At 48.1% G+C, this 20076-nt stretch carries 20 protein-coding genes; 5 read left to right on the forward strand and 15 right to left on the reverse strand.

From position 1 onward, the window contains the following. Positions 1 to 425: 425 nt before the first annotated feature. From AB1611_03030 to rdgC, 5 genes are all read right to left on the reverse strand, one after another. On the reverse strand, positions 426 to 1853 hold the full coding sequence (locus AB1611_03030) for an MFS transporter (GenBank protein ID MEW6378564.1): 1428 nt from the start codon (positions 1851 to 1853) through the stop codon (positions 426 to 428). A 119-nt stretch (positions 1854 to 1972) separates the two neighbouring features. Then, positions 1973 to 3490, reverse strand: coding sequence for an MFS transporter (locus AB1611_03035; protein MEW6378565.1), 1518 nt, complete (start codon positions 3488 to 3490; stop codon positions 1973 to 1975). A gap of 454 nt (positions 3491 to 3944) precedes the next feature. Further along, positions 3945 to 4658, reverse strand: coding sequence for a pyridoxine 5'-phosphate synthase (locus tag AB1611_03040; GenBank protein MEW6378566.1), 714 nt, complete (start codon positions 4656 to 4658; stop codon positions 3945 to 3947). A gap of 129 nt (positions 4659 to 4787) precedes the next feature. Next, positions 4788 to 5354 (reverse strand): hypothetical protein, encoded by a 567-nt coding sequence (locus tag AB1611_03045; GenBank protein ID MEW6378567.1) that lies wholly within the window; start codon positions 5352 to 5354, stop codon positions 4788 to 4790. Positions 5355 to 5359: 5 nt separating this feature from the next. Beyond that, a complete protein-coding gene (gene rdgC, locus AB1611_03050) occupies positions 5360 to 6007 on the reverse strand; it encodes a recombination-associated protein RdgC (GenBank protein ID MEW6378568.1) in 648 nt (215 codons plus the stop codon). Between the two features lie 299 nt (positions 6008 to 6306). On the opposite strand from rdgC, the gene AB1611_03055 reads away from it, so the two are divergent. Further along, positions 6307 to 6987 carry a class I SAM-dependent methyltransferase gene (locus AB1611_03055; protein ID MEW6378569.1) on the forward strand — a complete coding sequence of 227 codons (681 nt, stop codon included), beginning with the start codon at positions 6307 to 6309 and terminating at the stop codon, positions 6985 to 6987. Positions 6988 to 7016: 29 nt separating this feature from the next. Next, on the forward strand, positions 7017 to 8003 hold the full coding sequence (locus AB1611_03060) for a M50 family metallopeptidase (protein ID MEW6378570.1): 987 nt from the start codon (positions 7017 to 7019) through the stop codon (positions 8001 to 8003). A gap of 24 nt (positions 8004 to 8027) precedes the next feature. Here the strand turns inward: AB1611_03060 and AB1611_03065 are convergent, their stop codons facing one another. From AB1611_03065 to AB1611_03100, 8 genes are all read right to left on the reverse strand, one after another. Then, a complete protein-coding gene (locus AB1611_03065) occupies positions 8028 to 8969 on the reverse strand; it encodes a class I SAM-dependent methyltransferase (protein ID MEW6378571.1) in 942 nt (313 codons plus the stop codon). Continuing rightward, positions 8960 to 9733, reverse strand: coding sequence for an FmdE family protein (locus AB1611_03070; protein ID MEW6378572.1), 774 nt, complete (start codon positions 9731 to 9733; stop codon positions 8960 to 8962). The genes AB1611_03065 and AB1611_03070 overlap by 10 nt, the downstream gene beginning before the upstream one ends. A 160-nt stretch (positions 9734 to 9893) precedes the next feature. Beyond that, a complete protein-coding gene (locus tag AB1611_03075) occupies positions 9894 to 10355 on the reverse strand; it encodes a hypothetical protein (GenBank protein ID MEW6378573.1) in 462 nt (153 codons plus the stop codon). A 49-nt stretch (positions 10356 to 10404) separates the two neighbouring features. Further along, entirely contained in the window at positions 10405 to 11841 is a 1437-nt protein-coding gene (locus tag AB1611_03080; protein ID MEW6378574.1) for an amino acid permease, read from the reverse strand. Positions 11842 to 11971: 130 nt separating this feature from the next. Then, the gene (locus tag AB1611_03085; GenBank protein ID MEW6378575.1) at positions 11972 to 12754 is read right to left on the reverse strand and encodes a DUF4198 domain-containing protein; all 783 of its coding nucleotides are present in this window, start codon (positions 12752 to 12754) and stop codon (positions 11972 to 11974) included. A gap of 18 nt (positions 12755 to 12772) precedes the next feature. Continuing rightward, on the reverse strand, positions 12773 to 13663 hold the full coding sequence (locus tag AB1611_03090; protein MEW6378576.1) for an SAM-dependent methyltransferase: 891 nt from the start codon (positions 13661 to 13663) through the stop codon (positions 12773 to 12775). Positions 13664 to 13737: 74 nt separating this feature from the next. After that, positions 13738 to 15873 carry a TonB-dependent receptor gene (locus AB1611_03095; protein MEW6378577.1) on the reverse strand — a complete coding sequence of 712 codons (2136 nt, stop codon included), beginning with the start codon at positions 15871 to 15873 and terminating at the stop codon, positions 13738 to 13740. Between the two features lie 262 nt (positions 15874 to 16135). After that, on the reverse strand, positions 16136 to 17143 hold the full coding sequence (locus tag AB1611_03100; protein ID MEW6378578.1) for a hypothetical protein: 1008 nt from the start codon (positions 17141 to 17143) through the stop codon (positions 16136 to 16138). Positions 17144 to 17446: 303 nt separating this feature from the next. Between AB1611_03100 and AB1611_03105 the strand changes: the two genes are divergently transcribed. Beyond that, positions 17447 to 17755, forward strand: a complete 309-nt coding sequence (locus tag AB1611_03105) for a hypothetical protein (protein MEW6378579.1) — start codon at positions 17447 to 17449, stop codon at positions 17753 to 17755. 286 nt (positions 17756 to 18041) lie between these two features. Here the strand turns inward: AB1611_03105 and AB1611_03110 are convergent, their stop codons facing one another. Then, the gene (locus AB1611_03110) at positions 18042 to 18236 is read right to left on the reverse strand and encodes a CooT family nickel-binding protein (protein MEW6378580.1); all 195 of its coding nucleotides are present in this window, start codon (positions 18234 to 18236) and stop codon (positions 18042 to 18044) included. Beyond that, positions 18211 to 18687 (reverse strand): DUF3842 family protein, encoded by a 477-nt coding sequence (locus tag AB1611_03115; GenBank protein ID MEW6378581.1) that lies wholly within the window; start codon positions 18685 to 18687, stop codon positions 18211 to 18213. Before AB1611_03115 ends, AB1611_03110 begins: the two co-directional genes overlap by 26 nt. A 635-nt stretch (positions 18688 to 19322) precedes the next feature. On the opposite strand from AB1611_03115, the gene AB1611_03120 reads away from it, so the two are divergent. Both AB1611_03120 and AB1611_03125 read left to right on the forward strand, forming a co-directional pair. Next, entirely contained in the window at positions 19323 to 19514 is a 192-nt protein-coding gene (locus AB1611_03120; protein ID MEW6378582.1) for a helix-turn-helix domain-containing protein, read from the forward strand. Further along, positions 19511 to 19819 carry a hypothetical protein gene (locus AB1611_03125; GenBank protein ID MEW6378583.1) on the forward strand — a complete coding sequence of 103 codons (309 nt, stop codon included), beginning with the start codon at positions 19511 to 19513 and terminating at the stop codon, positions 19817 to 19819. Before AB1611_03120 ends, AB1611_03125 begins: the two co-directional genes overlap by 4 nt. The last annotated feature ends 257 nt before the right edge of the window (positions 19820 to 20076 follow it).

Consider the following 20076-nt stretch of genomic DNA (forward strand, 5'->3'; position numbering starts at 1 on the left):
GTGCGGGAGAAATACCAACTCTTATGTAAGTGCCATTCCCCTTAATCTGCAATCGGCCTATCTCCTGTCAGTAACCGCCCGATCCTGAGCAATATCTTACTTTTTATGGACATCATACCCTTAGCTCTATCTCTCTGTCAAGGGTAGACTCTTCGGGCAGATATTTCCCATGTTGGATTTTCAAAGGCTGCTTGGTGCCACTGCAAAGGAAATCGCCATTGAGCATAGGGCTCTTTTTTATCATTCTCCCAAAAAGATGAAGACGCAGGACCAACATCGACATAGCATATAAAATTAACCCGAAAAATGGCGTTTTTTCTCATCATTACCTTTAGTCAATGCCTTGCAAGCCAAAATATAGCCAAAACACGAACACCAAAAACCAAAATCCACACTCTCTCAAAACCACAGCTTGCCTTCGGCCATTATCCCTTTCGCTTGACGACCATCGGCCAGAGGCTTCTTACCTTTCTGCTCACCTCGGCCACAAGCTCGTTGAGAACGATTCTCTCTTCGACCTCCCCTACTTCCTCGACTGAAATCAAGCGGTGGGCGGAGTACAGGCCGATTAAAAAGGCGAGGAAAAAGAAAAAGTTCCAGTATTGGAAACGGACATTCTGCATGACCGGTTCGCTATTCGTCCTGGCCCAGTTTATGGTCCAGGAGATTTCGTGTCTGGCGAAAAAGTCAATAAAATTGCCGCCGCTGATCGGGCCAAGCCCCATAGCCAGGGAGATGACCAGGTTGCTGGCTGCCAGATAAGCGGTTGCATACCCGCTGGGAGCCAGTTTGAGGGCGATATTGCCGGTGCCGAGGTTGATTCCGGCTATACCGATGCCCATAGCGATATGAATGATAACCAGGAGCGGCATGGTCAAAAAGTGCTTGTCAGGCATAGTGGTAAAGGCCCAGGCCAGAATGCAGGCTGCAAAGAGAATACTGCTCAGATGAAGTACCGACTTGTTGCTGAAAAGGTCAGAGACTTTGCCCCAGATCCTGAGAAAGGCCAGGTTCATGATCTGGCTTAAGACCGTAAGAGCAATGATTAACGACATATCCAACTGGAGTCTTTGCAGCATGTAAACCGTAAAAAAGGGCATAACCAGATAGGCGGCAAAATTCCAGAAGCCCAAAAATATGAGCAGGTTTTTGAAATTTACATCCCGGAACGGCAAAAGGATCAACTGGGAAAATCCAACTTTCTCACTGCTGGAAGTCATGCGGGGCTCCGGTGTATTGGCCAGGTAGTAAACAGCGGCCAGGCCGGCCAGAAATGCACCGAAAAAGAGAAACGAATAGCCATATATTTCATGCCGCGGGAGGAGCCTTTTCCAATAGTCGATGAACAGTCCAGCCGTCAGGCTCAGAACAATGCTGAGGGCCATAGACAGGCTCAGCCGCTTTCCGAAGAAAGATCCCAGTTGGTTGCGGGGCACAAGGTCCCGCATCCAGGTGTTCCAGCTGCATCCGGATATGGCGTTAAAGATGGCATTCATTGCCAGGGCCATTACCAGGATATTCAACCCTGTCCGAGGAGAAAACAGGAGTGGAATCAGGGCAACGAGAAGCCAGAAAGCTACGGCTATTGCTGTGCAATATACGGTTATCGGCTTTCGAACCCGGTATCTTTCGACCAGGTAGATTGCAGGAAGCTGCAGTAGCTGCGCCAGCGGGAGAATGGCCACCACGAGTCCGATCATCGTGTTCGGAGCACCGAGCTTCAAGGCAAAGGCCACCAGAAAGACACCGCTGGTCAGAGTGGTCACGGCCTGCGTGGCCAGACCATCGTTGATAACCGCTCTCAACCCGCCCTGAATTTCTTCCTCAGTTAAGCTGTCTTTGACAGTAAACAAAATTTGTCTTCCTGTGTGCACTAATGTACAAAACCGTAACTTGTTTTTAACGCACTTACCATACAAATTTCGGTTTTTTTATCAGGAAGACCTATGAGCGAGCTTGTGCCCTGCGGGTTCTAATCATCAGAGTCACTGGAAGGCATTGATCCTTCCTCGACAGCTACTGGCTCGTATCTGCGCCTGCTCAAGAGAGTCTGAGCAATGAACAGGGGAAACTGGACTGCACTCCTGACGGCATCTTCCATCTCTGATCTCAGCTCACGGAGCACAATCCTCCCTTTGGTTTCTCCGGATTCTCTGACCATGGTCAGCCGGTAGATGGAATATAAGCCGATCAGGAAGGCGAAGAAAAAGAAAAAATCCAGATGTTGGAAGTTCAGGATCTGACAGGCATGATCATTCATGGAATTTATGGATTTCAGACTCCAGGAAAATTCATACTGGGCAAAGAAATCGACAAACTTACCGCCCGTGATGGGAGCAAGAGCGGCTGCCAGGGAATTGGTGAGGTTCTTGGCAGCCAGATAAGCGGTGGCTTTTTCCTTGGGGGCCAGCTTCAGGGCAATATTGTCCGCAGCCAGAACATAACCGGCCATGGAGATGCCGGTAAAGATATGGATAACCACCAACAAGGGCAGGGTTAACAGGTGCTTTCCCGGCATGGTGGTAAAAGTCCAGGCCAGGGTACAGGCCATGAACAAGAGCCCATTGATGCTCAGGACCGATTTGTAGCTGAAAAGGTCTGACAGCTTTCCCCAGGTTCTTAAAAAAGCAACGTTCAGTACCTGGCTCAGGGCCGTAAGAGCCATAACCAATGACATATTCAGTTGCAGCACTTTCAGCATGTAGACCGTAAAAAAGGGAATCGCCAGATTGACGGCGAAACTCCATAAGCCCAGACATAAGATCAGGTTTCTATAGTTAGAATCCTTGAATGGCTCCAGAATCAATCTGGAAAATTTTGATTTCTCCTCTGTTATGGCCATGCGGGGTTCAGGGGTTATGGCCAGAAGATAGATCCCTGCAATACTGATCAGAAAAGCGAAGAAAAAAAGCAGTGAATAGCTCTGTACTTCATACCTCGGAAAGAACCGTTTCCCGTAATCAAGATAGAATCCGGCAGCCAGGCTTAAAGGGACACTCACAGCCATAGCCAGGCTCAGCCGCTTTGAAAAAAAAGCCCCTAATTGGCTCTGGGGGATAAGGTCACGCATCCAGGGGTTCCAACTGCACACCGAAATCGCGCCGAAGGATGAATTGACAGCCATGGCTGCCACAAGGAAGATCAATCCGATTTTATAAGAAAAGAGGAAAGGAATTAAGGCAATGAACAGTAAGGCTATCCTGTTCAAGATGAGGGAATATACGGTAATCGCTCGCCGGTTCCGATATTTTTCAACCAGATATACTGAAGGGATCTGAAGCAGTTGTGCCAATGGAAGAACAGCGGCCAAAAAACCGACCATCATGTTCGAAGCCCCGAGCTTCAGGGCAAAGGCGATTAAAAAAACACCTCCGGTTAACGTGCCCACAGCCTGGCTGGTCAAGCCCTCAAGAACAACCGCTCTTAGTCCGGTCCGAACTTCTTCCTCAGTTAAGGTATCTTTGACGGTGGATGTAATCTTTAGTCCCATAGTACGAGCTCCTCATTGAAGGTGGAATACCATTTATCGGAGGCTATTTTCGCAGCAGAAACATATGGTATTTGGTATTTTGGGATAATTATGATCGTGTTTTGCCTATAGGTATTGGACTCCTTCTTTGTGTAAGTTAAATTGAACCAGTTCTTGTATCAGAGGGGCTATCTTGTAGCTGAAGTGAAAAACCAGGGTGGAAAAATTACGTTCGCTACGCGAAAGGCAGACGTATCATACACTATTTTTGAGTCAATTGCGAGCAAAAAATGACATGCGTGAATAAAAAATATGAATATTAGGATAGTGACCCTATGATCTTGAGCGATTTTTGATGAAGAGAACTCCCGTTAGTTGCCAGGAAGATATTGTTTCTATTGCTTTCTTCTTCCATTCCCTGAAAAAGGGCGATGATTTTCTCTCTTTCTCATTGTCAAAAAACGCAGTTATCTGGTTACCTGATCAGCTCTAACATTTCTCGTACAGCTTGATGTAAACCAACGAGAACCGCTTTTGCAATAATAGAATGTCCAATATTAAATTCATCGATACCCTCAATCCTCGTAACAGGAGCAACGTTCTGGTAATGCAAACCGTGTCCCATATGTACAATCAGTCTATGATCTTGCGCCTCTTCTGCTGATTTTTTCAGGCGGGCTAATTCTTTATTCTGGTCGGTTTCGTTTTTTGCATCAGCATAAGTACCGGTGTGAAATTCTACAGCTTCTGCACCAACCTGCTTACTGCATTTTATCTGTTCTGAATCAGCTTCAATAAAAAGGCTGACAGGGATGCCACCGGCATTCAGTCTTTTGATGGTCTCTGCAATACGTTTTTCGTTGCCGACAACATCCAATCCTCCTTCTGTGGTAAGCTCCTCCCTCCGTTCAGGTACAAGGGTTACTTTATTCGGTTTAACCTTTAAGGCTATATCGATAATTTCATCCGAAGCGGCCATTTCCAGGTTCAATTTGGTTTGGATGATTTGCCTGAGGAGCAGTAAATCCCTATCCTGAATATGTCTTCTGTCTTCCCTCAGATGGACTACAATTCCATGAGCACCTGCAAGCTCAACGATCATCGCGGCTGTGATCGGGTCAGGATAAACTGTCTTGCGTGCTTCTCGAATGGTAGCTACATGATCGATATTTACCCCTAATCTCGGCATTTTTTCTCCTCTCATTTCTTTTTAGCTTTCCAATTGCAGATGTACAGGGTTAGAGAGACCGGCAGTCTTGGAACTGCCGGTCTCTCTGATATCAGCATTCCCACACGGGCTTTCCCCATATAACCACTCTTACCACGGCAACTCCCCGCTCTCCGGCTTTTCCTCTGCCAGGGCACCTGCGCTCTGGATCCAGTCCCGGATGGCCGGAAGGTGCACGGTCATCCATTCCGGAGAAATCCGGATCTTGATGAATTGAGAAAAGAGCTGCTCGATAATGCGAACCGCTTCCTGGATGAGGAATATCTTTTCAAAAAAGATACCATCCGGGTCCTCCCTGGTATCGAGCATGACCTTGGGAGTCTTGCAGGAGCGGAAATTCAGCCAGCAGTCATCCAGGGTAAAATGCCACTCGGCATCGTTCAGGCACATCTTGAAACTGGCCTGCGTGACTTTCTTTCCCTGGCTCAGGGCTTCACGGGCCTCCAGCATCTCGGAATGTTCTCCGTGGCAGATCACCCGCTCCACATTTTCCTGGTCATCCGTCTCCAGGGTGATTTTATTATCCAGCCAGATTTCGACCGGCTGTCCATTCTCAGGAGTGAAAACGCCCATCTGAGAATCGCTCTGAAACCATAACCAGGTCAGAAACTCACGGCCCAGGAACCTCTTTTCCCGAACAAGGCTAACCATGTCCATAGGTTTCATAACCCTCCTTCCTGGTTTCCGGTGCCGGAGGACACCGGCACAAAACTTACCGGAAGGACCTGCTCCAGCAGGGCTTGTTGTCCGTCAGCCAGAATGCTCTGGGCCAGGCCGTAGGGGAACATCTGTTCCAGACCCAACCCGAAGGTTTTTTTGTAAAGCTCCAGAAATTCCAGGCATACACCCTCATTGGTCGAAGAGAAAAAAAGCTGACCAGCCACGATATCCCAGATCATGTCAAAGCTTCGGGTATTGGGAATAGCCCTTTTGAGCAGTTGCAGCTTTACCACATCACGGATTTCCTGGCGCTGAGCCTTGGAAAGAAAATCCTTGCCCTGCTCTGACTTTATCTCCTCTTCAGCCTTGCGGCAGAAGTTTTTCAACACCTGGGCAGGAACCCGGCGGGTGTCGATCCGCAGGCTCAGGGCAATGAACTCACCTTTGAAAAACTCCTCTCCGGGGAATTCATTATCCATGACATTCATGATGTTTACCCACCCCAGGGAGCGTTCAAGGTCTGATTCCTCTTCCATTTCCCGGAAGGCATAGCGCCGGATCTCCTCGGCATACCGCTGCCGGTAATCGGCAGGTAATTGATCTTTCACCCGATAGCGGGTGAAGCTTGCTGAACTTGAAATAAATCCCATCCTAACCTCCATACTTCGTTGATAAAATGTGCTCGGGGAAAAACCAGGGTAGCGATTCTCCTGTTCCTGGCTTCAAAAATTCTACCATTTCCTGCCTTCCGAAGCCAGGATAAAAAGTCCTTCTCATCCGAAAAACATGATAGGAACTGGTAAAATTGATGTATAATATTCTGCAAGCGGGTGAATATTAAACTTTTATTCAGGAGTCAGAATTCAGAAGTCAGAAGTCAGGAGAAGATGATTACTTATTCTGAATTCTGACTCCTGACTCCTGACTTCTGAAGAAAGGTGAGATAAGGATGGGAACCTTGAAGGTGGATTCCAAAAATTGGCAGGAGGTACTTTCCACGGAAAGCCGGTTAATCGCCTCGTTCTATGACCGCCGGGCCAAGGGGTATGATGCCCTGGTTCATGCCCTGTCTCTGGGATTTGATTTTCGCTACCGTAAAGTGGCTGTGCAAAGGCTCGGCCTGCGGTCCGGCTCCAGGGTGCTCGACCTTGGGTGCGGCACCGGGCTTGACCTTCCCCTGCTTTCTCATGCGGTCGGGCCGAGGGGGGAGGTGACCGGTATGGATTTGAGCCGGAAAATGCTGCATCAGGCAGAGCAGCGCATCAGGAAAAGAAATTGCTCCAATGTCTCCCTGGTTCTTGGCAATGCCCTTGCTCTTCCCTTCGCTGACAGCAGTTTCGATGCAGTTTTTTGTGATTACCTGCTCAGCACACTGCCCGCGGTCAGGGCTGTTGAGGAGGCTTTGCGGGTTGCCCGTCCGGGTGCAAACATGGTTTTTACCGATGACCTGCTCCCATCCGGATGGTTTGCCTCACCCCTTCGGGCGGTCGGCGAATTTCTGCGGGCCGGATATTTCAATTGTGCTCTGCCCGGCATCAACCTCCTGAAAAGCCGCCTCTCAGCGGTCAGAGTGACCAGCCATCACGGAGGGTTAATCGTTATCCTCTCCGGTATCTATCAGGGGTCATGAATCAGAAGAGCCTAACAGCAGGATGGACCATGCGTCATTTCAGCCAGACCGGGAAACCATTCGGCAGCCAGGCCCGGAAAGTGCTGACCTGGATACTCCTGACCGAATCCATGCTCATCCTCAGTACACGGCTGGGAACCTTCCTCCATGAGTTCATCGGTCACGGAGTCACGGCCATGCTCCTTGGCGGGGATTTCGAGTCTTTCAGGCTCACTCTGTTTGCAGGAGGAGAGGCTCGATTCAGCGGAAATTTCAGTCAGGCAGCCAGAATCGCCGTTTCCCTGGGAGGAATTGCGATCAACCTCATAACCGGCCTGGCCGCTCTCCGGCTGGCTCGAAGCCGCCGGTTATCCTTTTCTTTCCGGCTCTTTAGCCTGATTCTGGCCGGCGTGAGTATCCTGAGCCAGCTCCAGTACCTGGCTCTGGGAGCTTACTACCAGTACAGCGACCTGTCCTGCCTGGCTGACTGCCATCCGGTGGTTCTGTTCCCGACCTTGCTGGGAGGGCTCTTGGCTCTGGCGGTTTTTTCCTTCCTGATCATGAGTATCTTTTTCCAGTTTCAAGAGGCGAGCTTCCCTTCCCCACATCCTGTCAGCCGGGCTTTCATTACGTTTCTTATCCTTGGCATTCCGGTCCTGCTGTATGCCGGTTTTTACCACTGGTCCGCTATTCCCCTTGGTTCGACAGCAGCAATCATGGAATCGCGGCTTCAGGCCGAGGAAGCAGCCAGGCGGATAAAAATCGAAACCGGCACCAGCGAAGATATCGAGGAGATCAGAGAACGGCTGGAACCCCGGCCCCTTCTCCCCTGGATCATAGCCATTTATGCGCTGACTACCCTTGCCGCACTGCTTCGACCGGCGGGGCCCTCATCCTCCCGCCAGACACTGGGGTCCTCCAGGACCGATGCGGCCCCCAAGGATTATTTTCCTCCCCTCCCCTCTTCCCTCCTCGCCACCCTGCCCTGGCTGATTGCCGCCGGCCTGGTGCTTGCCTTGATCGCCTTCCGGTTCTGATCACTGACCACTGGCCACTGGCCGCTAAAAGCCATCCCCTTCCGGGAGATCAACCCTCCAGATCATCCGGCCTATGCAGCCGCTCAATATTTTATTTATCTTGCCTTCGTGAGTCGCCATGCCCTGTAAGAGGGAAAGGATTCGCTGCCGGACCGATCCTTCGTCGCCTTCATCTCCTTCCAGGTATCCGTGAAACAGGTCAAACAGGAGATCAGCTTCCGTCTCCGGATCAACCATGCTTTCATATTCATAATGCCGAAAATCGACGGAAGGCCGATACCCCATCGAATAGAGCAGGTTAAAGGCGAAAGTGATGTTGCCCCAACGATGGTCAAGCTCTTTTCCAGTGAGCTGCTGCCATACCTCCTCAACGGTATTTTGTCTCCGTTTGCCTGACCAGGCTGCCAGAACGCACCACTGCCTGCTGGTAGAAAGAAATTTCAGGAAATTTTCCGGATCGCTGACAGCCGGGGTCATATGGGCAAACGACAGGTCAAAGGCAGAGCGAAATCCCAGTTGATCGAGGTCAGCACTTTGCCAGTCCACCAGCAGGGGAGTAATCCTGCTGGCTGCCTCTGCCGGGATATCTTCCTTCAGACAGCCCAGCATCCCTTCGGACACATCCACCGCTGTCACCCGGGCACCGGCCTGGGCAAAAGGAATGGCAAACCTGCCGGTTCCACAGCCAAGATCCAGGATCTTAACCCCCTCCCTGAGAATGCCTTTTTCTTTCAGGAGCATGAGCATTCCTTCTCTCATTGGATCTTTCTGAGACACATTCCACCGTTTGCTGAGATCCTTCGACAGCTTGTCCCAGCGGTCAGCCTTGAGAAAGGCTCTGTTTACCGTTGCCTGGGCCTGTTTTTCAGCCCGTGCCCACTGCCGCATCCAGAAATTCGGGTCAAGAGGATTGTCCAAAGGGTTATCATAAGGATTTGCTTCATCCGGTCCCATGGTCAGCAACATGAGCGCTCTCCCCTCTTCTGGCTGATTCCCGAACCGTCGAGCTGAAAAAAACTGTCCTGGCGGCATGGGATGCAGACAATCTTCTCATCCCGGACCCTGGCCCGTGTTTCCATGATCTTCTCGCCACACAGCGCGCAGATGGAGCTGCGGAAAATGGGAGCATACTTTTCCGCACTTGCCTGGACTTCCTGAATGGTCAGAAGCTCCTCCTGCGGCAGGATCGCAAGCTCATAGGATCCCCGCAGGAACAGCTTCTTTAAAAGCTCTCCCTCTTCGGCAGTTCCGCTCCGTCTGGTGATCACCTTATCGAACAGCTCCCTGGATCCGGGATATATCCGCTCCTGCACGCGCTCTATCGTTTCCAGGGCTTCAGGACGGACACAAACCCGAAAAGCCCTGTCTTCCCGCCTGATGAGGGTGAAAGCGTTCTTTCCCAGGTCGCGAAAGATCAGAGCATTATTGCCGAAGGTGCAGCCGGTGGTTATCTGGACGCCATCCGCAAAGCAGTTGTTGCATTCTATGATGCAGATTACCTTTTCCATGCCATCCATCGATTCCTCGCCCAACTTGCGAACCGCCAGGCTGCCAGCCATAACACCCAGCGTCACGAAGCTGCACAAATGGCCGTGGAATTCGGCTGCCTTTTCGATCAATCCCCTCATGTCCCGATCCTGGATCATCTGGCGGATGGATAAACGCGGATTTTGCATCATCTGCGGGATACCAGTCAAATCGATAGTTCCGGGCATCTCTTTGGTCTCCATGTTCAGCATGCTCCTTTCTTGTTGGTACACTTCAACGTATGGTCAGGACTTCACCCTCAAAGAGCGTTAAACCGATTGAGTCATCAGTTTACGGGAACCAGAGCATTTGGTCAACCCATTTATGCAGGGACAGGGATAATTCCTCGATCGATTTGCTATGTTACTGCCTTCTCATCATCCTCGCCTGCTGGAAAAGAGCCAAACCGATAAATCCCCAGACTACGCACAGGGCCATAATTACCTTTTGCCATTTCTGCATACTTGAGGATTGCACAGCTAATCCTGTGGTTGCCATAGTATCAGGCGACACGTGAGCCACCACACCGTGCCCCATGCCATCGCTTACAACGACCTTCCACTCTCCCCCCGTTTCCGGCAGGAAGAAGAACTGTCCTTTTTTATCGGTGCGGCCCTTTTGATATTCAATCTTCTGATCGTCCGGAGAAAAGATTTTTACTTCAGCATAACTTATCGGCTCCCCATTATCGTATTCCACCCTGATGACCATGGCCCGAGCCAGATCTGTGGTGTAACGGGCACCATGAGCGAATACCGGATTATCCCCTGCTCCCAAAAGGAAAAGTGCGCCTGCACACAATACCATAACAAATGCCCTTTTCATGGATTACCTCCTTTTCGCCACATTCTCAACCGGGAAATATCTTATTATCTTATTCTGCACTCACTGCATCCACATCCAGAGCCAGGGCATCCGCTCCTTCCTTCTCCTTCCTGAAATATCGGTAAACCAGATAGCCCAGTCCAATGGTTCCCAAACCATACAGAGAAACGATGAATCTGTTTCTTATTGAGTAATAGATAATCCAGAGATTACCCAGGATAAAAATCATCGGGGTAATGGGATATCCGAATGTTTTATATTCCCGTTTTATTGAAGGATGCTTTACTCTCAGGACCACAAGGCCAACCACGGTCATCATGGCAAACAGGGAGAGGGTAAAGCCGATATATATCAAAAGAGTATCGAATGCTGAGGTAAGAACCATAATTGAAGCAACGGCTGCCTGAAGGAAAAGGGAGTGAGCCGGTGTTTTATGAGTACTGTTGACCATCCCAAACTGCCTGAAAAAAACACCATCTTTGGCCATAGCGTAATAGACCCTGGGACCGGTTACAATCATGGCGCTGACGGCAGAAAGGATCCCAACGGCAATTGCCACGGCAAGATATCGGCTGATGGTATTGCCGAATAAAGCGGACGCGGCTGCATCCCCGACTTCCATAATCCCGCTCATCTGAGCAGGAGGCAGGGCATAGATAAAAACAGCGTTTAACAGAAGATATAAACATATCACCAGGAATGTTCCGCCCAAAAGGGCCAGCGGAATGTTGCGGGAAGGATTTTTAATTTCTCCTCCCAGATAAACCGCCGCGTTCCATCCGCTATAGGCAAAGGAAATAAATATTAATGAAACAGCAAACTTATCCGAAAACAAAGCTCCCCAATCCACCTGCGTGGGGAAATTATTGACTGCACCTTTGCCGAACCAAAAACCGGCGATGATAAAAAGAGCAATAAAGTAGATCTTAAATATGGTTAAGCCGTTTTGCACTCTGCTGCCAAAAAACAGGCCATAATAATGAACCAGGGAAAAGAGTACAATAATGGTTACCGCCAGCAGAGTAATCGGAGAAAGGGTGAATATACTGCTCCCCAGGATGGGGATAACCGCACTTTTCCCGATGGAAAGGGGAAAGGCTTTTACAAAGTAGGTGGCAAAGGCCACCGACGAGGCGGCAATGGGAGCGGAAAATCCCACTATCAGGGATATCCAGCCGGAGAGAAAGGCCATCCCTTTGCCAAAGCCTTCCCGGAGGAACACATACTCTCCGCCTGAGTGCGGAAACATCGCACCCAATTCTCCATAACACAGAGCACCGCACAGGGCAAATACACCCCCAGACAGCCAGCAGAGAAGCATCGCGCCCGGATCGCCCAATTCCTTGATAATAAATCCTGAAGTTGTATAAATGCCGGTGCCGATCATATTGGCCACAACCAGAATAAATGCCGAAAAGAGACTCAGTTGTCTCTCCAGATGAGCGCCGGTGTGACCTTCTCCTGTTTTCCTCTTTACTCCATACATTTACCGTTACCTCCAATCAACAAATACAATACCGGGCGAGGGACGCCAGCGGGAGTGGCTTTTCAGCCACCTCCGCGGCGAAGGGGTGCTGGGGTTCCCCCATACCCTTTTTCTTTCCCCGGACCTTTCTTCATTCAAGGCCAAGGGTCAGGGTTATTCGATAGGTGGATTTATCACATTCAGATTGATCGGGAAACGGTATCTCATGGGTGGCGGTAATGAGCCAGGGGCCCTGAGAGGTCAACTTCATCCGCACCATCCCCTGATCGTCGCTCTCCGATTCCTGCACCCACTTGCCTTCCTGCTGCTGAGCAGTGTTTTTATCAGTAGCACTGACCTTGGCTCCGGCAAGCGGCTTGCCCTGATACACTACTTTCAAGGCTAATTCGTCACCGACTTTGAGCCTGCCGATATTCTCCGGCAAAACCATTTCAAGTGGCAGGTCGCTGACCGGAGAAGGACTGCTGGCCTTGGCACCGACATTGATCAGCACTTTGGCATTCATCGTAAACTGGAAACAGGAAACGGCATTGGGCAATGACTTTTTATTTCCCATCTTGCGGCCATCGGGAGTATTTGAGACAAAGCCCTGTTTCATTTTTATAACTACCTCATACAGCCCTTCAGTCTTGGGTGAAAAAGCATATTTCGCAGGAGCGGCTTTTTCGATCGGCAATTCCTGACCTTTGGGGTCACGGATAAAGATACGCTCGATATTCTCTTCCTTAACTGCCTCAGTATGAGGGTATTTATGCCCAAAGCCTATATCTATGGTTACATTTTCTCCTGCTTTGGGTGTGTAATTACTGGCATTCAGCCAGAGCATATGGCCTTGTGCCGCTGACACCATGCCGACCATGCAAATCACTGCCAAAAGGATCATCCCTGTCTTTTTCACTATCGTCTTTTTCATTCTTTCCTCCTTCAGCTTTTATTTATCAGCGGCTTTATACCGGTTAGTCACAAAATCGCCGACATATATCAGGTGTTCAAAAGGAAGCTTTCCTCCCTGTGTTTTTTCCAGAATCGTATCCAGCGTGCCGTGAATGATTTCTTCTTTATCCCGGTAGCCCGCATACAGCACTATGGCTATTGGTGTCTCAGGGGGGTAATGCACCTTGAGCTTCTTCACAACTTCCGCCAGATCGAGGAACATGGTGAAAAACACCATAGTAGCCTGGTTTGCAGACAAATTCTCAATGCTGTCGGTACCGGCGTATTCTTCATTCCCGAATGAGGCGGTGAGAATGACCGAATGGGTTTTCTTTCCCGAAGTCACTCCTTTTTTCAGGGCGGCATTGGCAGCGTTGAAGCAACTGATCCCCGGCACGATTTGCGGATTCAGGTCCTCAAATGCTTCCATGTACCACATGTTCGGACCGTAGATTGTAGGGTCTCCGCTGTCCAGCACCGATACGGTTTTGCCTTCCTTGACTGCCGTGCGGATTATGGAGTTAATTGCATTGAATTCCCTGAGCTTTTCTTCATAATTGAACCGCTTGTTCTTTTTCGCTTCTTCCGGAGTTTTCCCGTATATGCCAAAAATCCCAAACCCCGGATCATGGATTTCCTTCCCCTGCAGGAGGATGGGGAACCTGTCCCTCATTTCCCTGGTGCAAAAAATAATATCCGAGTCCTTGATTACATTCACCGCCCGCAGGGTGATGTTATCCGGGTCCCCGCTTCCAACGCTCACCAGATAAACTTGCGTCCTTGGTGGTTCCTTTGCGGCAGCATATCCGGCTGTTCCCGACGATACGGCCGCCATAACCATCAGCACTGCTGCAACTTGTCTCAACTTCCGGGCTAATATGATATTCATGTCAATCTCCTTTCGTTTTCGCCTTCCTTCAGGCTGATACGATACGCTGTTCAGATCAATATACTGATCCTTGGCTAAAATCCTACTTTTGCCGTTGCCCCGATGATTCTTCCGGGCATCGGATAGCCAAAGCGCTCTTCGTACCGTTCATTAAACAGATTTTCCGTATAGATGCCGATCTCACCATATTTTGTCACCGGGAATTTTACCTCAATGTCGGTGGTTGTATAGGAGTCAAGTTTTCTGATTTTATTGGTGTCGATAGTCTCCTGCTCACCTACGTACCTGATATTGGTACTGAATGTTCCTTCTTTCCAGGGGAAGGGAAATTTCACCTCAAAACCTGTCGTGCCCTTCCACTCAGGCATATACTCCAGCTCGTCAGTGAGCTTTGCGGTATCCATGATGTCACCTTCTTTTTTGCTCTTCTGGTAGGTGACATTCCCCCGTAACGTCATCCAGCTCATGATTTCAGCGGCTCCGTCAATCGATCCCCCGGTCAGATTAACCTTATCAATGTTATAACACCCCCTCCTCCCATCGGGGACGGAATATCTCTTGATATAGTCATTAATCATGTATTTATACAAGGAAAGCCTGGCATAGGCTTGCCGGGAAAAATCATGATTATATGTCAGTTCCACGGCATCATTCTTTTCCAGGTCCAGGGCGTTGGTATAAAGCCCTCCCAGGTATCCTTCATACCACCAATAAGCATCCGGTGCTGAAGGCGTGAGATACTTTCTGTAGATCGATGCAGTGAGGGTATCATTTTCCGCAATTTTGACCGTCCCGGTTACCGAGGGGCTTATTCCTTCATCTTTTAAGGTTTCGTGTGATGCCAATCCCGATTCTTTGGCTTCGAAGGTATCGTACCGGACACCCGGCGTGAGCAGGAACCTGTCGGTTATGCCCCAGCTATCCTGAAGATAGTACCCCCACAGATGGCTTGCCTGTCCGTCACTGTTGGTGACAGGTCCTCTCGTACCGTACTTATAATCCACAAAATGAACATCCTGCCCTGCGGTGGCGATAACCTTCCCTTCGATTCCCCAGATGATTTCATGATTTTTCAAAGGGAGGGTAAACTCGCCGCTCCCGCCATATGACCTGTCAGGCCTCACTGTTCTGTCAAGGACAAGTTTTCCGTCTGAATATTTACTGTTTATCCAGCTTGCCGAATAATTTTTTTCATCCCTTTCTTCATGATTCTTGAATGCCTTAAGCTCGATCATGGCATTTTTAACCGGCTGTTTATAAGCAAAATCAAGAAGATACTTCGTCTTTTTCCAGTAAGACCCCGGACCGGGGGTTGATACCTTGCCTGCACCGGGAGAAAAGCCTTCACCATTGGAAAGTGGATAATCGCGATTTATTTTTATCTTGAATTTTGGATCGTCGGGATTACTGGAAAGCCTGTTCAGTATCTGAAAGCCGCGTTCTACATCGATGTATTGAACTCCTATGGACATCTCTGCCATGAGCGGCATATCAACAAAGAGCTTGCCCGATAAATTCTTTGCTTCATAATCGTTGTTCCAGAGGAATTCATCCGCCTTCTGGCAGCTTCCTCCAAGGGAATATCCGAAAGGACCGATTTTAAAACTGTGAGTGACCCGGTAATTCTGGATATAACTGATGTCCTCGCCTGCTCCATAATGGCTGTAAAATGAAACAGCCGGTTTTTCGGCAGGTTTTCTGGTGACGACATTGATGACTCCTCCTCCGGCATTATTGCCATACCTGACCGAGCTTCCACCTTTCATCACTTCTATCTTTTCGATGTTATCCAGAGGAATTGTGCTCCAATCAATAAAGTAGCCGCCCTGGACTCCCGCAGCATTGATCGACCTGCCGTCAATGTTCAGCATAATCCTGTTCCCTGAAAGGCCCCTGATCTTGAGCGTGTCACTCGTATCGCCGACCAAGGACCTTCTGTTCAGGTCTATCTCAGGCTCATTCTTTAAAACATCGGGAATGGTGGTATTTTTGCCCTTTTCGATAGTCCTCTCACCAACTACCGTTACAGGTTCGGTAACAGCCTCATCTATTACCGTAATCTCATCCAGGGTAAGATGTTTTACCGCCTGTTCCTGCGGTTCCTGCTGTTCAGTACCCTGTGCGGTCTGGTCAGCATGTGCAGTATATGCAGCCGCAACGACAATCATGGTTAAGCACAATATCCTCAGAAACTTGCATATTTTCTTCATTCCCGGTCCTCCAGTTAGATTTGAGTAATAAAGCTCGCCCAGAAACAAAAAAAGCCATGAAGATATCTCCTCCGGCTGTTTTTGGGCCGAAGGAAAAGCCTTCATGGCTTTTTACTGCCTGATTTTATTGACTCCTTTTCTTTCAGTAGTTATAAAATAGCTTACCTGTTCTCAGGCTTTCGTCTCTTGCTGAAAAGAAGTCAGTTATTCATTGTAAATGATACCAGTGCTGCCCTTCCTTGGAGTGTTCCCCAAAAGGATCCTAAAACTCAAGTCTCAACCGAAGGGTCCAGTCCTGGATCTTTGATACTTCTTCATCTTCCACTTGGGTAATCCGGTATTCAGACATAAGAGTTGCATGCTCATGAAGTTGATAATTGACACCTGCACTTGCCCGGTACTCTTCACCTATCAGTGAACCGGATTCATAATCCTGGACTTCGTCCACACCATCGTCATACCCTTCAAACCGTCCGACCAGCTCCAGAACGGAGAGGGGCTTGAAAGCCGCGGAGATGGAATAGGCAGAATCCTCTGGACGGTTCTGATCCCTTTGCAATGCCCTGATATATTCCGCATCGAAGGTCAGTTTCTCCAGAAAGGCTGCTGACAGACTGGCACCCAGAGAATCATTGCGCTCATTCACTCCCTGCTCCGAATCAAAGTAAATACTCAGGTTGAAAAATTCCGCCGGAGCAAAGGAGGCATTGAGAATATAGTTACCAAAATCATTTTTGAGTTCAGCATTAGGGTCGGCGAAGCGGGCCTCTCTGCCGGAGTAGCCTGCCAGGGAGACATCCATCCACTTAACCTGCTCCAGAGCCAGGGTAAAGCTTACTGCCGGGGCATTGATTTCATAAGCATCCTGGGTCAGAGGATCGCTGGTCAGGTGATTATTGAACACTCCAAAGGGAAGGCACCACTTTCCGGCCATGATGGTAAGGGGCATATCCGCAAGCTTCGACAAAGTGATAGCAGCCTCATCCACAACCAGTTGATAACTCTCTTCTTCATCCCCGCCCTCGTATTCATAATTAACCACAGCATGAGCTGAAACATGCTCATCAAGCTCACTGTTGATGGACAACTCAAATAAATCCAGCTTGACATCACTGGAATTATCAGTATTTTTCTGCTTTGATCCGTACAAATCCAGATCGATGGTTCCTTCAATCTCAAGCTTCTCAGCCTGTACCGTACCAACAAAGCTCAGTACACACGCAAGGAGGAGATAAATAAAAGCCGGATAAAAAATTTTCTCTTTTCTCATTCTTTCTCCCTTTCTGATTCCTTTTCTCACTTGAACCTATTGTACGCGGTCTCTTGAAATTATGGGTAATTAAGCCCGCCCATAAACAAAAAAAGCCATGAAGATACTCTCATCCGGCTGTTTCCTGGCCGGTGAAAAAGCCTTCATGGCTTTTTTATAACCTGACTTTTATTTCGCCTTCTTTTCTTTCTGTGATCGGAAATAACTTGCTTTTGTTTAGTCTTTCGCTCCTTCTCGAAGCAATTATTGCTATAATAAATACCAACTGATTCTCTTTTTGTCAAGGGAAAACTTCCAACCTGATTGTCCCTTCCAAAGAGCCGGTACCTTCAAAAAGAGGCTACCGGCTCTTTTCCAGGGTTCAGTTTTAATGCTGATGGCTATGTTGTTCGTCGTGATGCTGATGATCAGTGTGGAGTGAACCATGCTCGCCTGCTGTCAGGTGCACGTGTTCATGACTGTGAGTTACTGTTCCGGCGGTGTGTTCATGCTCGTGAGACCAGTCACCATGTTTGTGTACATGAGAATGACGGGATTCAGGATGAGTATGCTCGTGAGTATGTTTTTCATGTTTCTCATGATGCGACATACTCCTTTCACCTCCTTTCGTGAAATTCTCCCCTCTACATCAATCAAGGGGGCTTATATCACCCCTCTATCATAAGATGGAAAAATAATTTGAAAGAGGCATATTATATTTTGTTGCTTATAATAACGGATCTCATCATTTAGTGCAACTATTATCTTTAAAATATTAAAAAGCGATAGCTTTAAGGAATAAAAAAAGCCATGAAGGAACCCCGGTCTCTGAACCGGAAGATAAGCCTTCATGGCTTTGATACTTCTAACTATTACTCCATTTCGGGCATCTTGTCCTCCATTTCGGGCATCTTGCCGGTTATTCCGTTTTCTCAAGAATAATCTTATGATCGATTAACGAAATTTTTTTAATTTTCCCCTGTAAAATTTTTTGATCGCCGAATATATCGACAATTAACAAACTATTTTCAGTCTCAGGTTGAATCACATCTACCGATTCCATAAAAAGTTCTTCATTCCCTTCCGTTTCAACATAGGCATTTGCTTCGCACATGATTTTTTTCACTTTCTCTCATTTCCTTAATCTTTTGAATGAGTTTATCAGTCAGATGCGGCAGCGGCTCGCCTTGATGGCCGATAAGGGAAACATCCTCTATGGGAAGAGGTAATAAGAGTTTCCAGGCCCTGCTGTTGGCAATAGCCTCCGCCATTTTTGGGGTTAGTTCTCCCAGCATGGAATTTGCCATGATCACATTAACCGTTCCGATAATAACGTCTACACGATCAGCAACATACATGATTGCATTTTCTCCGGAAGCACCCCGGTTTGCCTTGGCTTTCATCATAACCGAAGTAGCCAGAGAATTCGTACCGAGGGCGATGATTTCCAGAGACTGAAATTCCACCTCCTCTCTGAGCCGTTTGATGACGTAACTCCCGATACCACCAGCATGTCCATCGACAACCGCTATGATCAACAGATTGCCCTCCTCATGATAGTCCATACCCGGTCACTGAATATCCCCTCATAAAAAGCTGCCTGCGGCGGGCTACATCCATTGGTTTGGATGTAGCCCTATCCATAAGGGAAATAATGAATCCCACCACGATGATGGAATCGTGATGGCTGATGAACATAACCCCGGCTTAAAAGTACCGGTGGTTCTGTGATTGTTCCTGGTTCACCGTCATCAGCAGTCACTTCCTGTTTTTCCGGAGAATAAACCCTCCATCTCCGGAAAAACAAAAAGCCATGAAAGCTTTCGGATATTCCGTCCGAAAAAAGCCTTCATGGCTTAAATGGCTTAAATAATTACAACCTTCTCCCTTGCACTTGAGGGAAAGGATATCTCTTTTTACCTCTCCCACTTCTTCGTGAGATTGATTTTGAGTAATTTCTGTAATTAATACCAAGAGAAGTTGTTCTTGTCAAGAGATTTATTCTTTCCGGCAGCTCACCCCAAATGCGTTCTGGGGGTCAACGACCGCATTGCCTTCAGATATTTATGTAACATCCTGAATCTTCACCAATAGCGGAGGAGAATCAATTTATCCTGGTGAATTATTTGCTTGACGTGTCGATAAATTTATTGATACACTATGATAGTTCACGAAATATTTAACCAATAAAGGGAAAATCATGGAACCTAAATTTTATACAATCAAAGAAGTAGCTCAATTACTGAGAGTAAGCGAGCTATGGGTAAGGCGAAGGATGGATAAAGGCGAAATCCCTTCTTTCAAACTTGGCCGAAAAAGGCTCTTTAAAAAAGAAGAGATTGAGCAATGGATTGAGTCTCAAAAGGATGAAGCAAAGGCAGCCACAAGATGAGCACTATTACCCAGGGAATAGAACTGTTCAGTATCTTCGCGGAGACCTGGGGCAAAGAAAAAGCTCAGGTTATAGTGCGAGATATTGAAGCAATCATAGACTCTCGTAAACATGATCTTGCTACCAAGGGGGATATCCTGGAAGTAAAAAGGGACATCCTGGAAGTGAAAAGAGAAATCAAAGAACTTGAGTTGAAAATAGAGCAGGCGAAATCCAGCACGATTAAATGGGTAGTCGGCTGGATGGTCGGTCTTATCATTGCTCAAACAGCAGCAATTACCACTATATTCTTGCTTCTCAAGTAGAAGGAAAATTATAAGTAGAAGGAAAATTATAATGCGAATTAAGGGTTAAAAACCATCAAGAACAGAGCAGCAGATAGCTTACCAAAGACATGTACCATTAACCCATTATACGATCGCACCTTGGAGGCGATTTGGATAGGAGGCTTTGTCTGCATAGGCTTCTCCCCGGTACAATAAAAAGAGAGGTTACAGTTGAAGAGAGTTAATGTTACTATTTTAAACATACTCTTAATCTGCTTAACCTTTTTTCCTGCTAT

It is taken from the genome of bacterium (assembly GCA_040755755.1).
Lineage (GTDB): Bacteria > SZUA-182 > SZUA-182 > DTGQ01 > DTGQ01 > DTGQ01.

Coding starts and splice junctions, on each gene's coding strand:
- AB1611_03035 (MEW6378565.1), bottom strand. CDS start 3,490: ATGGGACTAAAGATTACATCCACCGTCAAAGATACCTTAACTGAGGAA.
- AB1611_03040 (MEW6378566.1), bottom strand. CDS start 4,658: ATGCCGAGATTAGGGGTAAATATCGATCATGTAGCTACCATTCGAGAA.
- AB1611_03045 (MEW6378567.1), bottom strand. CDS start 5,354: ATGGACATGGTTAGCCTTGTTCGGGAAAAGAGGTTCCTGGGCCGTGAG.
- rdgC (MEW6378568.1), bottom strand. CDS start 6,007: ATGGGATTTATTTCAAGTTCAGCAAGCTTCACCCGCTATCGGGTGAAA.
- AB1611_03055 (MEW6378569.1), top strand. CDS start 6,307: ATGGGAACCTTGAAGGTGGATTCCAAAAATTGGCAGGAGGTACTTTCC.
- AB1611_03060 (MEW6378570.1), top strand. CDS start 7,017: ATGCGTCATTTCAGCCAGACCGGGAAACCATTCGGCAGCCAGGCCCGG.
- AB1611_03065 (MEW6378571.1), bottom strand. CDS start 8,969: ATGTTGCTGACCATGGGACCGGATGAAGCAAATCCTTATGATAACCCT.
- AB1611_03070 (MEW6378572.1), bottom strand. CDS start 9,733: ATGGAGACCAAAGAGATGCCCGGAACTATCGATTTGACTGGTATCCCG.
- AB1611_03075 (MEW6378573.1), bottom strand. CDS start 10,355: ATGAAAAGGGCATTTGTTATGGTATTGTGTGCAGGCGCACTTTTCCTT.
- AB1611_03080 (MEW6378574.1), bottom strand. CDS start 11,841: ATGTATGGAGTAAAGAGGAAAACAGGAGAAGGTCACACCGGCGCTCAT.
- AB1611_03085 (MEW6378575.1), bottom strand. CDS start 12,754: ATGAAAAAGACGATAGTGAAAAAGACAGGGATGATCCTTTTGGCAGTG.
- AB1611_03090 (MEW6378576.1), bottom strand. CDS start 13,663: ATGAATATCATATTAGCCCGGAAGTTGAGACAAGTTGCAGCAGTGCTG.
- AB1611_03095 (MEW6378577.1), bottom strand. CDS start 15,873: ATGAAGAAAATATGCAAGTTTCTGAGGATATTGTGCTTAACCATGATT.
- AB1611_03100 (MEW6378578.1), bottom strand. CDS start 17,143: ATGAGAAAAGAGAAAATTTTTTATCCGGCTTTTATTTATCTCCTCCTT.
- AB1611_03110 (MEW6378580.1), bottom strand. CDS start 18,236: ATGTGCGAAGCAAATGCCTATGTTGAAACGGAAGGGAATGAAGAACTT.
- AB1611_03115 (MEW6378581.1), bottom strand. CDS start 18,687: ATGGACTATCATGAGGAGGGCAATCTGTTGATCATAGCGGTTGTCGAT.
- AB1611_03120 (MEW6378582.1), top strand. CDS start 19,323: ATGGAACCTAAATTTTATACAATCAAAGAAGTAGCTCAATTACTGAGA.
- AB1611_03125 (MEW6378583.1), top strand. CDS start 19,511: ATGAGCACTATTACCCAGGGAATAGAACTGTTCAGTATCTTCGCGGAG.